General features: G+C 64.8%; 12 protein-coding genes. 2 read left to right on the forward strand and 10 right to left on the reverse strand.

Features of this window, described 5'->3' with window-relative positions:
* Positions 1 to 44: 44 nt before the first annotated feature.
* The 7 genes from ACH488_RS15310 to ACH488_RS15340 form a co-directional block, all read right to left on the reverse strand.
* On the reverse strand, positions 45 to 1,805 hold the full coding sequence (locus ACH488_RS15310) for a hydantoinase B/oxoprolinase family protein (RefSeq protein WP_397325413.1): 1,761 nt from the start codon (positions 1,803 to 1,805) through the stop codon (positions 45 to 47).
* 2 nt (positions 1,806 to 1,807) lie between these two features.
* A complete protein-coding gene (locus tag ACH488_RS15315; RefSeq protein ID WP_397325414.1) occupies positions 1,808 to 3,898 on the reverse strand; it encodes a hydantoinase/oxoprolinase family protein in 2,091 nt (696 codons plus the stop codon).
* A 33-nt stretch (positions 3,899 to 3,931) separates the two neighbouring features.
* Positions 3,932 to 4,831 (reverse strand): fumarylacetoacetate hydrolase family protein, encoded by a 900-nt coding sequence (locus ACH488_RS15320; protein WP_397325415.1) that lies wholly within the window; start codon positions 4,829 to 4,831, stop codon positions 3,932 to 3,934.
* 2 nt (positions 4,832 to 4,833) lie between these two features.
* A complete protein-coding gene (locus ACH488_RS15325; RefSeq protein ID WP_397325416.1) occupies positions 4,834 to 6,129 on the reverse strand; it encodes an aspartate aminotransferase family protein in 1,296 nt (431 codons plus the stop codon).
* A gap of 54 nt (positions 6,130 to 6,183) precedes the next feature.
* Positions 6,184 to 7,131 (reverse strand): C-terminal binding protein, encoded by a 948-nt coding sequence (locus tag ACH488_RS15330; protein WP_397325417.1) that lies wholly within the window; start codon positions 7,129 to 7,131, stop codon positions 6,184 to 6,186.
* Positions 7,132 to 7,447: 316 nt separating this feature from the next.
* A complete protein-coding gene (locus ACH488_RS15335) occupies positions 7,448 to 9,244 on the reverse strand; it encodes a sigma-54-dependent Fis family transcriptional regulator (RefSeq protein ID WP_397325418.1) in 1,797 nt (598 codons plus the stop codon).
* 26 nt (positions 9,245 to 9,270) lie between these two features.
* Complete coding sequence (locus ACH488_RS15340; RefSeq protein ID WP_397325419.1) at positions 9,271 to 9,498, reverse strand: hypothetical protein; 228 nt, start codon at positions 9,496 to 9,498, stop codon at positions 9,271 to 9,273.
* Between the two features lie 149 nt (positions 9,499 to 9,647).
* On the opposite strand from ACH488_RS15340, the gene ACH488_RS15345 reads away from it, so the two are divergent.
* Entirely contained in the window at positions 9,648 to 10,310 is a 663-nt protein-coding gene (locus ACH488_RS15345) for a TetR/AcrR family transcriptional regulator (protein ID WP_397325420.1), read from the forward strand.
* An 86-nt stretch (positions 10,311 to 10,396) separates the two neighbouring features.
* Here the strand turns inward: ACH488_RS15345 and ACH488_RS15350 are convergent, their stop codons facing one another.
* Complete coding sequence (locus tag ACH488_RS15350; protein WP_397325421.1) at positions 10,397 to 11,065, reverse strand: FadR/GntR family transcriptional regulator; 669 nt, start codon at positions 11,063 to 11,065, stop codon at positions 10,397 to 10,399.
* 173 nt (positions 11,066 to 11,238) lie between these two features.
* On the opposite strand from ACH488_RS15350, the gene ACH488_RS15355 reads away from it, so the two are divergent.
* Positions 11,239 to 13,113 carry a 2-isopropylmalate synthase gene (locus tag ACH488_RS15355; RefSeq protein WP_397325422.1) on the forward strand — a complete coding sequence of 625 codons (1,875 nt, stop codon included), beginning with the start codon at positions 11,239 to 11,241 and terminating at the stop codon, positions 13,111 to 13,113.
* On the opposite strand, the gene ACH488_RS15360 is transcribed toward ACH488_RS15355, so the two are convergent.
* Together ACH488_RS15360 and ACH488_RS15365 are read right to left on the reverse strand one after the other, a co-directional pair.
* Positions 12,999 to 14,588 carry a molybdopterin-dependent oxidoreductase gene (locus tag ACH488_RS15360; protein ID WP_397325423.1) on the reverse strand — a complete coding sequence of 530 codons (1,590 nt, stop codon included), beginning with the start codon at positions 14,586 to 14,588 and terminating at the stop codon, positions 12,999 to 13,001. The genes ACH488_RS15355 and ACH488_RS15360 overlap by 115 nt on opposite strands.
* 57 nt (positions 14,589 to 14,645) lie before the next feature.
* Complete coding sequence (locus ACH488_RS15365; protein ID WP_397325424.1) at positions 14,646 to 15,599, reverse strand: DUF808 domain-containing protein; 954 nt, start codon at positions 15,597 to 15,599, stop codon at positions 14,646 to 14,648.
* Positions 15,600 to 15,676: the final 77 nt, after the last annotated feature.

Here is a 15,676-nt window from a genome sequence, read left to right on the forward strand (position 1 = left end):
CGAGGATACCTCGCCCCGGGATGGGTTGCGATGGCTTGCCGTAACTAGCCGGCCAGGCGTTCCTCGCGGGTCTTCGCCGTGGCTGCCTCGTCGATGGCACCGTCGGTGATGACCACGCCGTAGTGTGCGGCCGCGGCTTCGATGGTCACGCGGGACTCGCGGTAGTCGTCGAGCACCGCGAGGACGTCGCGTTCCAGCGGGTCGCCGTAGCCGCCACCGCCGGGGGTGATGGACACAACCTTCTCGCCCGACTGCAGGTCGTAGCGGCCCACCACGGGAATTTCGCGGCGTTCGCCGGTCTTGAGGTCTTCCACCCAGGCGGACGGTTCCGCACCGTCGTGGCCGCCGCGGACACCCTTCGGCGGGTTGATCTTGCCTTCGATGCCGTAGGTGAGGGTGACGCTCTCGCCGCGGGGCTCCATGGTGACACGTGTTGCGAGTCCGCCGCGCTGGCGGCCGGCTCCGCCGGAGTCGGCAACCAAGGTGCGCTCGTGGACCAGGATCGGGTAGCGCTGCTCGTCCACTTCCACGCTGTCGTGGTACAGCAGTGCGCCGCACACGGGACGTTGGTAGGTGGGCCAGCCGTCAACGTACGGTGTTGCCGGACCACCGACGCCGCCTACCAAGATCTGGTTGACGTAGGGGTTGCCGTTGCGTTCGTCCGTTCCGGAGATGACCGACTTGGCGGGGGCCTGGCCGGCTGCGCCCTCGGCGGTGCCGTAACCGTCGTCGATCTGGGAGAAAGCGGCCTGCACGATGTTGACCACGCGGTCAGCGAGGTTCGTGGTGCCGGAGGAGCAAGAGTACGGGTGCTTGGGAACACCAACCGCGCAACCGTCCCGCAGCAGCACCTCGACGCGACGGAAGGTTCCCGCGTTGCTCGGCAGGTTCTCCGGGATGCCGGAAAGGATGCCGGCCAGGGCGGCGCCGGTGGCAGTTGCCTTGGTGAGGTTAAGGCCGTTGGGCAGGTTGTCCGGGTTGTCGCGCAGGTCGATCACCACCTTGCCCTGCTTGGGCTTCACCTCAAGGGTTGCCTGCAGCTGGACGCCCTCCGGACCGGTTCCGGGGAACGGATCGTGGGCAGAGGTGCCGTGGAGGACGTACTCGGGCAGCTTCTCGATCGCGCTGGCGGTGAGGCGCTCGGAGTAGTCGAACCAAGCGTCCACGAAGTCCACCAGGTCATCCACGCCGAACTTTTCAGCGAGTTCGTGGATGCGGCGCTCGGCGATGCGGGAAGCACCGACGGAGGCCAGGTAGTCGCCGTACCACTGGTCCGGAACACGGATGCGGGACCGGCACATGCGGATGATGTCGTCGATGTCCGTGTAGTCGCGCTGGATCCGCACGCAGGGGAAGATCAACGCGCCTTCCTCGTACACGTCCCGCGCGGTGGCGAAGAACGTGGTGGGAAGCGAGTTGCCGCAGTCGGCCTGGTGGGCCTTGGTCACGGCGGTGAAGAGGTGGCGGCCCTGGATGAAGATGGGCACCAGGATCACGTGGTCCGCTGCGTGGGAGTTACCCATGTAGGGATCGTTGTGCAGGAACGCGTCGCCTTCGCGGATGTCCTTGTGCAGTTCCACCATGTCCTCGCCCAGCGGGCCGGCACCGAAGACGTGCACCGGCACACCTTCAGCCGCGGCAAGCAACTGGTTGTCCGCGGTCAGCACGGCGCAGGAGAAGTCGCGGGCCGTGTTGATCACGGAAGAGCGGGCGGAGCGGAGCAGGCCGCTGGTCATCTCGCGGACAATGCCGTCAAATGCGTTGGCAAGGACCGAGAGCTTTACGGGATCGAATTCGCGGGTCACGGTTACGCCTCCTTACGGGTGAGGTAGATGTTGGATCGTTCATCGAGCGTCGCGTCCCATTCCGGCGGTACGACGATGGTGGTGGTGGGCTGGTCGATGACGGCCGGTCCCACGATCTTGTCGCGCGGAGCGAGCGTCACGCCGCGGTAGCGCTGGGTGCTGAAGGGTTCGCCGCCAAAGACGATGCTGTCCGTGCGGTGGATTTCCGCGGTGCGGCTGAGTTCGCTTTCGGACCTGGTGTGCTCCGGACGCGGGATTTCCACGCGGACGCCCCAGGTGATGATCTCCACGCGGCTGTCCGGATCGTGGGTGCCGTTGCGGCGGTCGTGCTCTTCGTGGAAGGCGCGCTCGATGATGCCTGCCGCGTCACCGGAGGTGTCCGGGGCGGCGTCGAGGTAGACGCGGAGGTCCCAGGCCTGGCCGGGGTACCGGGCATCCACGAAGTAGGTGACCTTGGGCGCTTCGCCTACGCCGTCGAAGCGCTTCACGAAGAGCTCAGCCTTGGCCGTCAGGTCCTCCACAGCGCGGGAGGCCGAACCGGCGTCGAAACTGCGCGTGTCGTTGTGCAGCGGGGAGAGGAACTCGGTTGCGATCGGGGCGCGGTGGGCGCCGTAGGCGGCCAGGACGCCGGCGGTCGCCGGGATCAGGACGGTGTCCGCTTCCAGGAGCCTGCCGATGATCGCTGCGACCATGGCGCCTGCGCCACCGCCCGCAACAATGAGCGCACCCCGGGGGTCAACGCCCTGTTCGAGGGCAGATTGGCGGATGGCGGTTGCCATGTGGTTGGCGGAGACATCCAGGATGGCCTGGGCAGCCTGCAGGGTGTCCATCTTCAACGGCCCGGCAATGCGGGTGTCGATGGCCTTGATGGCGGCCTCGCGGTTCAAGGTAAACCCGCCTTCGAAGCCCTCCGTGTCGAGGTAGCCAAGCGCCACGCAGGCGTCGGTGACGGTTGGTTCTTCGCCGCCGCGGCCGTACGCTGCCGGACCGGGAGTGCTGCGCGCACTCTGCGGGCCCACGCGAAGGAGGCCACCGCCGTCGATCCACGCGATGCTGCCGCCACCGGCGCCGATGCTGGACACGGCGACGGAGGACAAGCCGGTGAGGTGACCGACGAACGGCTCCCCCAGCCAAGCTTCGCGGGTGTGGCGGACCACGCCGTTCTCCACCAGCGACACATCGAAGGTGGTGCCGCCCATGTCGCAGACAACCACGGTGTCGTGGTCCGGTGCTGCCGCCGCACCCACCAGCGGCGCCATGGACGGACCGGAGTTCAGCAGCAGGACGGGACGGTCAAGGACATCGGCGACGTCGAGCACGGCACCTTCGGAGGTGACCACCAGAAGGTCGCCGGCGAAGCCGTACTCCTGGAGGTCCGAGCGGAGCTTGCCCAGGTGGTCGGCCATGAGCGGCTTCAGGGAAGCGTCGATCGAGGCTGCCGAGGAGCGTCGGTATTCGCGGATGGTGGGGTTGGCCGCGTTGGAGAGCGTGTACGGAACGCCGGGGAGGATTTCCTTGATCAGCTCGGCAACCCGCTTCTCGTGGGCGTCGTTGATGATGGACCACAGGAAGGACACGGCAACGGCTTCGATGCCCTGTTCCTTGAAGGAACCGAGGACTTCGCGGACCTGCTCTTCGTCCAGTTCCACCAGGATGTCGCCCTCGGCCGAGATGCGCTCGGTGATTTCGAAAGTCAGGTGGCGGGGAATGTAGGGCGGCGGGTAGGCAGCCTTGGAATCGAAGGCGTCGCGGCGGCCACCTTCGCGGAGCAGCAGGGTGTCGGCAAAACCGTCCGTGGTCAGCAGCGCTGTTTTGGCGACCTTGCCGGTGAGCACTGCGTTGGTGGCGTGGGTGGTGCCGTAGACAATGACGTCAGCGTTGCGGAGAACGTCGTCGCCGCTCCAGCCAACAGACTCGGCCGCGCGGCGGACCGAGGCTTCGAAGCCGGTGAACACGCGGTCGTAGGTAGTCAGCGCCTTGCCGACTGCCATGTCGCCGCTGTTGGAACCGACCACGACGTCGGTAAAGGTACCGCCGGTGTCGACGGCGATGCGGTACCGGGCCTCGCCTGGTTGTGTTTGTACATCACTCATGGTCTTCATTACTTTCGTAGAGCTTGCAGGGGGTTAGAGCTGGGGCTTGCCCACGGTGTTGCGGAGCAGACCTACCTTGTCGATTTCGATTTCCACGGTGTCTCCCGGTTCCAGCCAGACAGGCGGGTTCCGCTTGGCACCGATGCCCTGCGGGGTTCCTGTGGCAATGACGTCGCCGGGTTCCAGGGTGAGGAAGCTTGAGAGGTAGGAGACGATCCGCGCGATCGAGAAGATTTGGTAGCTCGTGTTGGAGCGCTGCACTTCGATGCCGTTCACGCGGGTTGCGAGGTCCAGGTTCTGGGGATCGCCCACTTCGTCCAAGGTGACCAGGGCAGGGCCCCACGGGGTTGACCCGTCCACGGCCTTGCCTGCCAACCACTGGGTGCCGCGGTACTGCAGGTCGCGGGCGGTCACATCGTTCAGCGGGGCGAGTGCCGCCACATAGTTCAGCGCCTCTTCTTCCGTGACTTCACTGGCCTTGCGCCCGATGACAACTGCCAGTTCACCCTCGAAGTCGAGGTTTTCGCTGACCTTCGCGCCGCCGATCTCGTCCTCGGGCCCCACCATGGTGGACGCGAACTTGGCGAAGACATCCGGATACTCCGGGAACGCGCGGCCGGTCTCGGCAACATGGTCCTTGTAGTTCAGGCCGATGCAGAGAACCTTGGAGGGATTGGGCACGGGCGTGGTCAGGCGAACATCGGCCCGGGGACCAACGTGTGCTTCCGGATCCTGTCCGGCCAAGACGCTGACCTCGGCGGAGATGGCCTGCAGCCGGTCGCCGTAAAGTTCCAGGAATTCCCGGACGGACGTGGTGGCTCCGTGCACTGCCACTTTTGAGCTTTGAAGGAGCAGTTCCAGGTCATAGACGGTGTCTTCGATCAGGACGCCGCCGCGGATACCGGATTCGTGTTCGTAGGAAACGATCTTCATGGTTACTTGGCACCTTCCGTAGTGGGAGCCTCCGAGGCGACTGCCAGGACAGCGTCGGCCAGGCGGTCGGTAATGTCGGCCACCACCTTTTCGTCCATGGGGGTGGACAGGGACAGCAGGTTAGCCGGGGAGCCGAGCAGTCCGCGCTCGTAGGAGGCCCACCACAGCCTGTGCTGGGTGTGCTCGTCCACTTTCTCCGCACCGGCAGGAACCGCGCGGAGGAGCGAGCCGTGGCCGCGAATCTCCCAGCCGGCGTCGGCAATCCTGGCGTTGACCGTTTCGCGGGCATTGTCGCCCAGCTGGTTCAAGCGCGTGACCTCTGCTTCGGTGTAGAGGCGTAGTGCAACGGAACCGGCGGCCATGCTCACCGGGTTGCCGGAGAAAGTGCCGCCGTGCGGGAGGCTGCCCGGGCGCGTCGGGTCCACTTCGGCCATGAGCTCGGCCTTGCCACAGACCGCGCCAACGGGGAATCCGCCGCCGATGAGCTTGCCCGTGGTCAGCAGGTCCGGGGAAACCCCGTACTCACCGCTGAAGCCGCTGTAGCCAAGACGGAGGCTGATGACCTCGTCGATGATCAGGACGATGCCGTACTGCGTTGCAAGTTCCCTGGCCGTCCGAACGAATTCCTTATTGATCGTCAGCAGGCCGGCACGGTTGGGCAGCAGGTCCAGGATGATGGCGGCGTACGCGTCCGGAGCGGCCTCAACCGCCTGGCGCAGGAATTCGACGTCGTTCAGCGGCACCGCAGTGACGTCGTCGATCACGCCTCGGGTCACGCCACGCTGGTAGGACGGTCCGCCCGGGACCAGGGCAACCTCGGACGTTCCGTGGTAACCGCCCTTGGTAACAATGACGCGTTCACGGCCGGTGCTGGCCCGGGCGATACGGATCGCGGACATGACGGCTTCGGTGCCGGAGTTCGCGAAGCGGACCTGGTCCAACTCCGGGAGGCGGCCCAGCAGGAGTTCGGCCAACTCCCATTCGTAAAGGTTCGGGATCCCCCAGCTCGCCCCGGTGGTGAGCGCCTTGGTGGCGGCTTCGGTGATTTCCGGGTGGGCGTTTCCGTGGATCAGGGAGGTGAAGTTGTTGTTCGCGTCGATCAGTTCACGGCCGCGGTCGTCCCACACCCGGTAGCCCTCGCCCTTGATGGCGTAGGGGCTCGGAGCGCCGGTGTAGTACGTTGAGCGGCCGTAGCCGCCGGGCAGCAGCGGAAAACCGCGAGGCCCACGGCGTAGGTGCGGATCTTCTACGGGGTTCTGCAAAGCAGCGAGGTCTTCAAGATGATTGGTGGTTGCCAAGTTGGGTTTCTCCAGTCTCTTCAGTTCACAAGTCGTTTCAGTTCACGAGTTGTTTCAGTTCACGAGGTCGATGAGTGGCTGGCCGGTCAGCGCGAGGCGGACCCGCTCCACAGCGCCGTCCTGCAGGGCGCCCGTCGACCGGTTGGAACGCCAGGCGATGTGCGGGGTGAGGATGGCGTTGGGTGCCGTGCGCAGGGGGTGGTCAGCGGCGAGCGGTTCCTGGGCGAAGGTGTCGATGCCGGCGCCTGCGATGTGACCCGAGGCCAGGGCCTCGGCGAGCGCGGCCTCGTCGATGAGCCCGCCGCGGGACACGTTGACGATCACGGTGCCCTTGCGCATCCTGGCGAGGACATCGATGGAGATGAGGTTCGCCGTCTCGTCGTTCAGCGGCAGGTGGAGGGAAACGACGTCGGAATTCTCCAGGATGTCTTCCAGCCCGGCCATCTCCACGAAGCTGTCCGTGACGAACGGATCGTAGGCGCGGACCCGGGCGCCGACGGCCGAGTACATGCGGGCTACGTGCTGGCCGATGCGTCCCATGCCCAGGACGCCGACTTCCAATTCGGAGAGGACTGGGGTGTCGTAGCCGATGGTTCCGGCCCAGCCGAGGTTGTTGATCGCTGCGTTGCCGGCGGGCAGGCGGCGGGCCAGCGCCAGGCCCATCGCGAAGGCGTGGGAGGCGACTTCCTCTGACGCCGTGCCGGGAACGATCGAGACGGGGATGCCCGCGTCGGTGGCCGCGGCGACGTCGATGTTGTCGTAGCCGATCCCGTACCGGATGACTGCACGGCACTTGGCCATCAGCGGGAAGTCCGCCGCAGTGAGCTTGGCGTAGGGGGTGATCATCACAATGTCGGCTTCGGCCAGCCCGTCGCGGAAGGCGTCAGTGTCCGCCGCGGGGTTGAGTGTGTAACCGAACTCCTCCGCGAGCGCGTGCTCACGGTCCAGGTCCGGGAAATGGTGAGGGGCCACAAGAATGGTTCCCTGGGCATCGCGGGTCATAGTCAGTCGTCCTGTTCGTGTTGGTACCCTCGGTCCTGCCGGACACTCCTTGGGACGGGTGCCGGTGTCGGGTGATTTCCAGTACAACGCGATATCGGGGCGGCCATCCGTGCCAGATCGAGACACCTCGGTGGGACACTGTCCCAGCGCCTGGAGGTCGGGGCCGCGGACGCGCGAAGAGGCCACCCGCCGTCGGGCCTTCCGACGCCGGAGCGCCGCCGGGCAGCGCAAGCAGCCACCCGCCGTCGGGCCTCTTTAGTTGGTGGGCAGCGCGCAGCAGCCGGCCCCTTGGGAGGTCGGCTGCTGCTGCGTGGAATCAGAGGTCGAAGCCGCGGCTGCGGAAGTAGTCCATGCGCCGGTACAGGGTGGAGCGCCCGATCTGCAGGGTTTCGGCCGCAAGGCTGCGGTTGCCGCCCGCTTCCTGGAGCGCCGTACGCAGTTCGCTGAGTTCCGCATCCTCCAGGCGGGACAGCCTACCCTTGGTCAGGACGCGGTGGAAACCCTGCGGCAGGTCGTCCAGGGTGACCTCCGCACCTTCTGCACGTTCGACGGCGTTGGAGACCACCGCGCGCAACTGGTCGATATTTCGGGGCCAGTCGGCGTGGGTCAGGGTGGTGATGAGCCGCCGGGACAGCTTCCGCTCCCCCAGCTCTTCCGCGATGGCGTTGGCCAGTTGGGGGATATCCTCGCGCCTGTTGCGCAAGGGCGCCACGGAAACCTCCAGGACATCGAAGGCTTCCGAAAGCAGGAGGGTGGCATCCGTGGGGCGCGTGATGGTGAAAATCAGCTTGGTGGCGGCGTTGCCCCGAAGGTTGCGGGCGATCTCACTGGCTTCGTTCTGGGAGAGCTCATCGGCGTGCTCCACGATCAATGTTGAGGGAAGCTCGGTGGCCACCCTGTGCAGGACGTCCCGGAGCGAGGCGTTCCTGAGGTCTCCGTTGCGGGCGTCCACCACCATCTGCCCACCCCGCAGGGCGGCGATGGCACCGGCCAACCGCAGCTTTCCGCTGCCGACTTCACCGATCATCACCACGGATCTGTCCTGGTCAACGGCTTTCCGGGCCAGGTTGAGGGTGCGCTTGAACTCAGTACTGGTGCCGTCAACGTGCTTGAGCAGCCGCTCTGCGGTCCCTTGCGGAGCAGAGGCCAACTGGAGCGGTGCGCTTGTGGGGGTGATGGCGCGGTCCTTGGCCGGGGCATGGGGCCGGACCACGACGATCGCCCCGACGTTTGCAGCGGACAGCGTCACAGGGGATATTTCCAACGTGGACAAGCCTGGCCCTTGGAGCATGACTTCGCAGTTCATCTCTCGACCGGAGGACATTACTGCCTTGGCGTAGCCGGAGACGATCGAGAAATCGCTGTCCACCAGCGTGGCTGTCGCCGAGGCGTTCTGGAGCGAGTTCTTGCCGTCGACGGCGATCACGGCCCGGTTGCCCCGGCGGCGCGAAATCCTGAGGTACTCGCTGAGGAGTGCCCGCTCCTTGGAGGACGTACGGACCTCGATGTCCCGCTCGATCCGAGATGCAACGCCTTCCAGCATGAGCAGGGTGGACGACGGTTCCAGCGTGCTGACCCGGTTTGCCGGGAGCGTCAGCCCGATCACGGCCCGCACACGGTTATGGAACGGGTCCCGGACCAAGGAAGCAAAGCACCAGTTGCCGCGCATGTCCTCACGGAAGTGTTCTTCCGGGGCCAGCCACACTCCCCGCCCCTCCTCCAGTGCGAGGCCTTCGCCGTTGCTCCCACAGCTTTCCTCCAGCAAGGAGTACCCGGCGGGGAACCCGTCATCCCGCAGGAAGTTGGCCTTGACCAGCACTCCGTTCGGGGCGGTGATGTTGACGTAGCCACCCAGATCGGCGGCCACCTCATCCAGCTTCTGCAGGTGCGGGCCGGCCGCAGCGATCGTGTACTCGTCTACCCGCCCTTCGTCGTAGAAACCCCTGTCCGCGAAGGCATCCACACCGGCCGCGCGGCTCCTGTACCAGGAACGGGCCACCATGGGACGGATGCCGCTGAGGTCGGCATGGGGTTGCATCAGGAAGAGCTCGCGGACGCGGTTGGTTTCGCGCGGGGTCTCATTCGGCCACGGAGACAATACTTCTGCTGACATTGGGGGGTTCTCTCTGGGTTGGCGGTTCAGGATGCCAGTGCCGGGCCAGGTCCGCCCGATGTGGTCTTTCTGTGGCGCAGCCGCCGGGATGGCCTGGAATGGAACGCGAGTTGCGCCTGCCAAGCCTCATCCTGCGCGGCGTTGTCTTCCAGCGCCCGTGCGCCGATGTACGCGGCAACCATTCCGGAAAGACCGCTTCCGAGGATGACGTTGTTGTTCCGAGTGGCCCCCAGGCTCGTGTTTTCGGTGACCATTGCTGTTCTCTTCCCGCTCAAACGCTTTGAGATGCACCGGCAGCGTTACTGCCTGATGCCATTTCCAGCGTACCTAACTAACAGACGTTAGGGAAGAGTTTTTTGGCTTCAAAGCGGACAAAAGCTAACGACTGTTAGGATGGCTCATTATGAGCGACAGGTCCTACGAATCCGCCTCCCGCGCCTTCGAATCGCAACTGAAGGAATGGAACTGGACGGGCCAAAGGGCGGGCCGGCAGAACATCCTTGAAGCCTTCTTGGAACTCGCAATCGCCAACGGCTTCAACTCCGTTTCCATGCGGACCATCGCCAACGCCGTCAACATCAAGCCGCCGAGCCTCTACTCGCACTTCCCGGACGGCCGGGACGAGATCGTTGCCGAATCCCTGCGCTGGCACTTCCACCGTTTTGGTGTCGCCCTGCTCGAGGCCGTTGCTCCGGCGGGCAATGCCGAGGAGTTCTGGGATGCCATGGTCAAACTCCACTTCACCAGGCAGGTAAGGCTCCCGGAGAGCAATCTGTGGGATCTCCTGGTTGCCACGGACAGGATGGCGGGAGTCCTGCCCAAGGACCTGCGGGCCCAGGTTGATGACTGGGTCACCCTGCACGAGGAGATGTACATCGCGGCGGCGCGGGACATGGGCTGCCCCGACGCCGAGGAACATGTCCGGGTGGTCATGACCCTGCTGGAGGGCGCCACACGGTGGGCTCCAGCCGATTGCGACGACGCCGAACTGGAGGTGTTGGCCGACCGGGCCGTCACGCTTTCGCGGGCGATCCTGGCGGTGGATTTCCAGCGCGCAAGTATGTAGGCGTCGGCGGGCCAACGGTCTTGCGGCCGGAAAGAACACGACGGCGGCCGGCGCGTTCGCGCGCGGCCGTCAGGTGAGCGCGCCCGTCAGGTGAGCGCGTCCTTGATTTTCAGCAAGTGCGCCCGGCTCTTTTGGACTGCATCCGCGGCGTTGCGCTCGGTTATTGCTTGCAGCAGATCTGCGTGCACCTTGTGGTCTGCGTCGTCGGCGTGGTTCTTTCTGATGTGGAGCAGTTCAACCATCGCGTGCCGGAGCCGCGGAGTGAACCCATCGAACAATTCGGTGAGGATCGGGTTGTGGGCAGCGGCGACGATCGCGCGGTGAAAGGCGGTGTCCGCGTCAACAAGCTGCACCGGGTCATCGCGTTGCTGGTCACGGAGGGCAAGGGCGCGACGGATCGCTGATAAATCGGCCGGGGTACGGCGTTCTGCTGCCAGTGCTGCCGCTTCTGTCTCGATGGCAATGCGGGCTTCGACCACTGCGACGATATCGGCACGGCGAAGCACCTCATCCCACTCGTCCGAGACATCCAGCGCGGTGACGAAAACGCCCGCGCCCTGTCGTGAGTCGAGCACGCCACGCCCCGCCAGTTGACGGATGGCCTCGCGGACCGTGGAACGGCCGACGCCGAGTTGCGGGGCCAGGGTCGTTTCTCCGGGCAGCTTCTCGCCGAGCTTCCACTCCCCCGATTTCACCCGACCAAGGAGAATTTCTGCGGCCTGATCTGCCAGTGAAACGCGCTTGACCTGCGCCATAAGAATTTCCTTACTACTCAGCTTGTCTGAGGTGTTGTGTTACAGTCTACCCATGTTCTCCATCGAGTTCCTTCTTCTTCGCTGCCACGGCGGGGCCTGACCAAGACCGGCTCCCCTCCGTGGAGCTGAAGCATGCGCCGGTCCCTTGATCTGAACACGAAGGAAACCGACCGATGACAGCTTCAGCTTTCCCCCGCATCTCTACTCCCGCAGGCGCAGTGCCCAGTTCTGCTCCAACGTGGAACCTGCAGCGTCACTCCCAGATGCCTTCCCACCGCTATTCCGATGTGTATTCACGGGTGGAAGTGCCGCTCACCGAACGGGACTGGCCGACGAAACGATTGACGGCCGCGCCGCTGTGGGTTCCGGTCGATCTGCGTGATGGCAACCAAGCCCTTGCGGAGCCGATGAACCCTGCACGCAAACGTCGCTTCTTCGAACTGATGGTCGCCATGGGCTACAAGGAAATCGAGGTGGGCTACCCCTCTGCATCGCAGACCGACTATGACTTCGTGCGCCTGATTGCCGATACGGACATCGCCCCGGAAGATGTCACCATCGTGGTCTTCACGCCGACCCGGCGCGACCTCATCAAACGAACCGTTGAATCGATCAGGGGCATCCGCAACGACGTCGTTATCCACATGTACACCGCGACCGCACCGGCCTGGCGGAACATGGTGCTCGGATACAACCCCGCTGACCTGAAAGAACTCATACTCAGGGGTGGCCGGGACGTCCTCGACGCCGCCGGCGATATGCCAAACGTCAGGTTCGAATTCTCACCCGAGGTCTTCAACCTCACCGAGCCCGACTACGTGCTCGATGTCTGCAACGCGATGACCGAGCTTTGGGACGCCCGAGCGGAGCGTCCCGTGATCCTCAACCTGCCCGCAACCGTCGAAATCGCGACGCCCAACGTTTATGCGGACCAGATCGAGTACATGCACAAGAACCTTGCCCGGCGGAACAGTGTCATCCTCTCCGTACACCCCCACAACGACCGAGGCACGGGGATCGCATGCGCAGAGCTGGCGGTGCTCGCCGGCGCCCAGCGAGTGGAAGGCTGCATCTTCGGAAACGGAGAACGCACCGGCAACGTCGACATCGCAACATTGGCTTTGAACATTCACGCACAAGGCGTCGACCCGATGATCGACTTCTCGGACATCGACGAGATCCGCCGCACGGTGGAATACTGCAACCGGATAGACGTGCACCCCAGGCATCCGTACGTCGGCGACCTGGTGCACACGGCGTTCAGCGGTACCCACCAGGACGCCATCAAGAAGGGCTTCGCCGAGCACCAGGCTCGCGCCAAGGCCGAGGGGCAGGCTGAATCGGCCATAGCGTGGCAGGTTCCCTATCTGCCAATCGACCCGGCCGATATCGGGCGCAGTTACGACGCCGTTATCCGCGTGAACTCCCAGTCCGGCAAGGGCGGAATCGCCTACCTGCTCGAAACGGAGTACGGGATTGAACTGCCGAGGCGCCTGCAAATCGACTTCGCCCGACGCGTCCAGCAGCACACCGATGATTCCGGCGCCGAGATTACCGCCACCGAAATCTGGGAGATCTTCCAGCGCAGCTACCTCAGCAACGCAGGTACCGCCGCCGTCGAACTCTGCGGCTACGACACCACCGATAATGCCGGTCACGGCACCACGTGCCTCAACCTCCGTATCCGCGGTAAAGAGCATGTAAGCACCCATACAGGAGTTGGCCCCGTCGAAGCCCTGACTGCGGCGCTGGCGGCGCAGAACATCGACGTCGAAATTCTCAACCTGCACCAGACGAGCCTCGGTCATGGCAACGACAGCGAAGCGCTCACGATCATCGAATACCGCCTCGACGGAGACGTCTCTTGGGCGGCGGGCCGTGCCGGATCAGTCTTGGCCGCGAGCATGGCAACGGTGATCAACGCCGCCAACAGTTACTCGACGGTGACCATGACGGAAGGCCAGCCGGAGGCTCCGTCGGGTACGGGATCGGCGCGTTTGTCCGTCTGCACCTCGCCGGTGCCGTCCGTCGCACGAGCCTTGACATAGTGGATGCCTGGGGTGGCGTCCCACTCGTAGGACCACTGACGCCATGTGATGGTGGACGCTTCGGCAGACAGCGTCGCTTCCACCCAGTCGCCGTCGTCGATCTGTACTTCGACCTTGGTGATGCCGCGGGTCTGGGCCCAAGCGGAACCGCCAACAGCAACCTTTCCTGCCGGTAGTTTCGCGAAGGATGCCGGGACATCCACCCGTGCCATGGTCTTGATGGGTCCACGCTCGGACCATCCCCGCTCCGTCCAGTACGCCTTGCTGTCCGCGAAGCGGGTTATCTCCAGGTCAACCACCCACTTGGTAGCTGAGACAAAGCCATACAGTCCGGGCACCACCATGCGTACGGGATAGCCGTGCTCCACCGGCAGGGGCTCGCCGTTCATGCCGATGGCCAGCATGGCATCCCGGTCGTCCTCCTGGAGGACGTCCAAGGGGGTGGAAGCGCTGAAGCCGTCGATCGAGCGGGAAAGGACCATGTCTGCGCCGTCCTTCGGCCGGGCTTTGGCCAAGACGTCGCGCAGGGGCATGCCCAGCCACTTCGCGTTGCCCACCAGCTTCCCGCCCACCGGGTTGGAAACACAGGTGAGGGTGACATGCGATTCGATCAGATCGGCGTCGAGCAGGTCCTGGAAAGTGAGCGTGATTTCCTCTTCGACCATTCCATGGACCCTTAGTGCCCAGTCTTCGAAGTTGACCTCGGGAACACTCAATGCCGTGTCGATCCGGTAGAAATCCTTATTCGGCGTCAACCACGGATAGACGCCCTTCACCGGGGACTGCACATCCGCGGGGACCGCGGCCGCAGCCCTGCGAGGGGCCGGAAGCTTGAGTGCTTCCCGAGCCTGGGCGATGTTGTTCCGGGCCGCACTCAGCAACCGGCCACCGGTGGCGGCGATACCGGCCGCGACAGCGGCTACCCCGGCAGCGGCGAAGAAACGACGGCGGCTGGTGACGGCCGAACGATCCGTCCCGTCGGCGTCGGCCGCCATGTCCGCAGGGACCTCCGGCCAGGACTTCAACCGCCACAACGGCCGGAGAAGCAGGCGCAGCGCCACCAGCCCAGCCACGGTTCCCGCCACCGACGGGATGGCGTCCACGGGTTGCACGCCGGCCCGGGTCAGGACACAAGCGACAATCACCGCGCCCATGAACAGCACACCCAGGACGCCGAGGGCCCACTTCCGGTACGCGACAACGCCGAGGACGCAGGCGAGGACCGCGATGGTCAGGCCCATCCCGACAAAGAGGGCAACCTTGTCATTGGTACCGAACGTCGCGATCGCGAAATCCTTCAACCACGACGGCGTGAAATCAATGAACGTAGACCCCAGGGCAAAAAACGGCGTTGCCCTGGCGGTGAAGAACGCGCCCACCAGCTCCGCGACGGCGAGTACGACGGCGGCCGAGACCACCCCTGCGAGCGCTGCCATACCCTTGGCGCCCCTGATCCTGCGGCTGTGCTTCGTCATGCGGGTGATTCGGAGCCACCCGGTATAAGGATCGGTCAGACTTGGCTCAAGCCCTCTTTAGTGCTCTGCTTTCTTCTTTCCGAACGGCAGCACGCGCGACACTGCTTGGACTACAACCATGACGGCCGAACCCCAAATGATGCCGAGTACAGCCGAGCACAGCGTATTGACCAACCACGCCAGCGCGCCGCCCACTGCCGGGATTCCGGCGAGGGGTGATTCCAGCGCGTGGACCAGGTCGTAGGGCAGGTGCCAGCCGAGGTCGTGGGCGGCCTGCAGCAGGATATGGCCACCCACCCAGAGCATCGCGATCGTGCCGACGACGGTGATCACGGAGAGCACCTTCGGCATGGCGGCGACCAGCAGTCGTCCAGTCCTCTGCGTTGCCGGAGAGTCTTTGGTGGTCAAATGAAGCCCAATATCGTCCATCTTGACGATCAGTGCCACAGCCCCGTACACGGCCGCGGTGATGATGATGGCGACGACAACCAGGATGAACGCCCGGACCCACAAGGACTCGGCAGCTACTTCATTCAACGCGATGACCATGATCTCGCAGGAGAGGATGAAGTCGGTGGTGATCGCGCCTCGCGTGACCTTGGCTTCCGCTTCGGGTCCTCGGTCCACGGCCGGGCCATGACCCTCCTCGGAGTGTCCCCGGAGCTTGTGCCAGACCTTCTCGGCGCCCTCATAACAAAGGTAGGTGCCACCCAACAGGAGGATCACTGGAATGATCCCCGGGACGAAAGTGCTCACCAACAGCAGCGCCGGCAGGATGACCAGCAGTTTGTTCCTCAGCGAGCCCCAAAAGATCTTCCGGATCATGGGCAGTTCCCGGGACGGGTCCGCTCCGGACACATACTGCGGGGTCACCGCGGCGTCATCAATCACGACGCCGGCAGCCTTGGCACCCGCTTTCGCGGCACCGGCCGCCACATCATCGACAGACGCGGCCGCCAGTCGAGCCAGGGCAGCGACATCATCCAACAGCGCGACGAGGCCTCCGCTCACAGTTCACCTCCATCCCGCACGGGCGTGTGCAGGTGGGCGTGATTGTCCGGGGCGGGGAGCACGATTGGCATGCTGAA

Source organism: Paenarthrobacter sp. NPDC018779, from assembly GCF_044391085.1.
Taxonomy (GTDB): domain Bacteria; phylum Actinomycetota; class Actinomycetes; order Actinomycetales; family Micrococcaceae; genus Arthrobacter.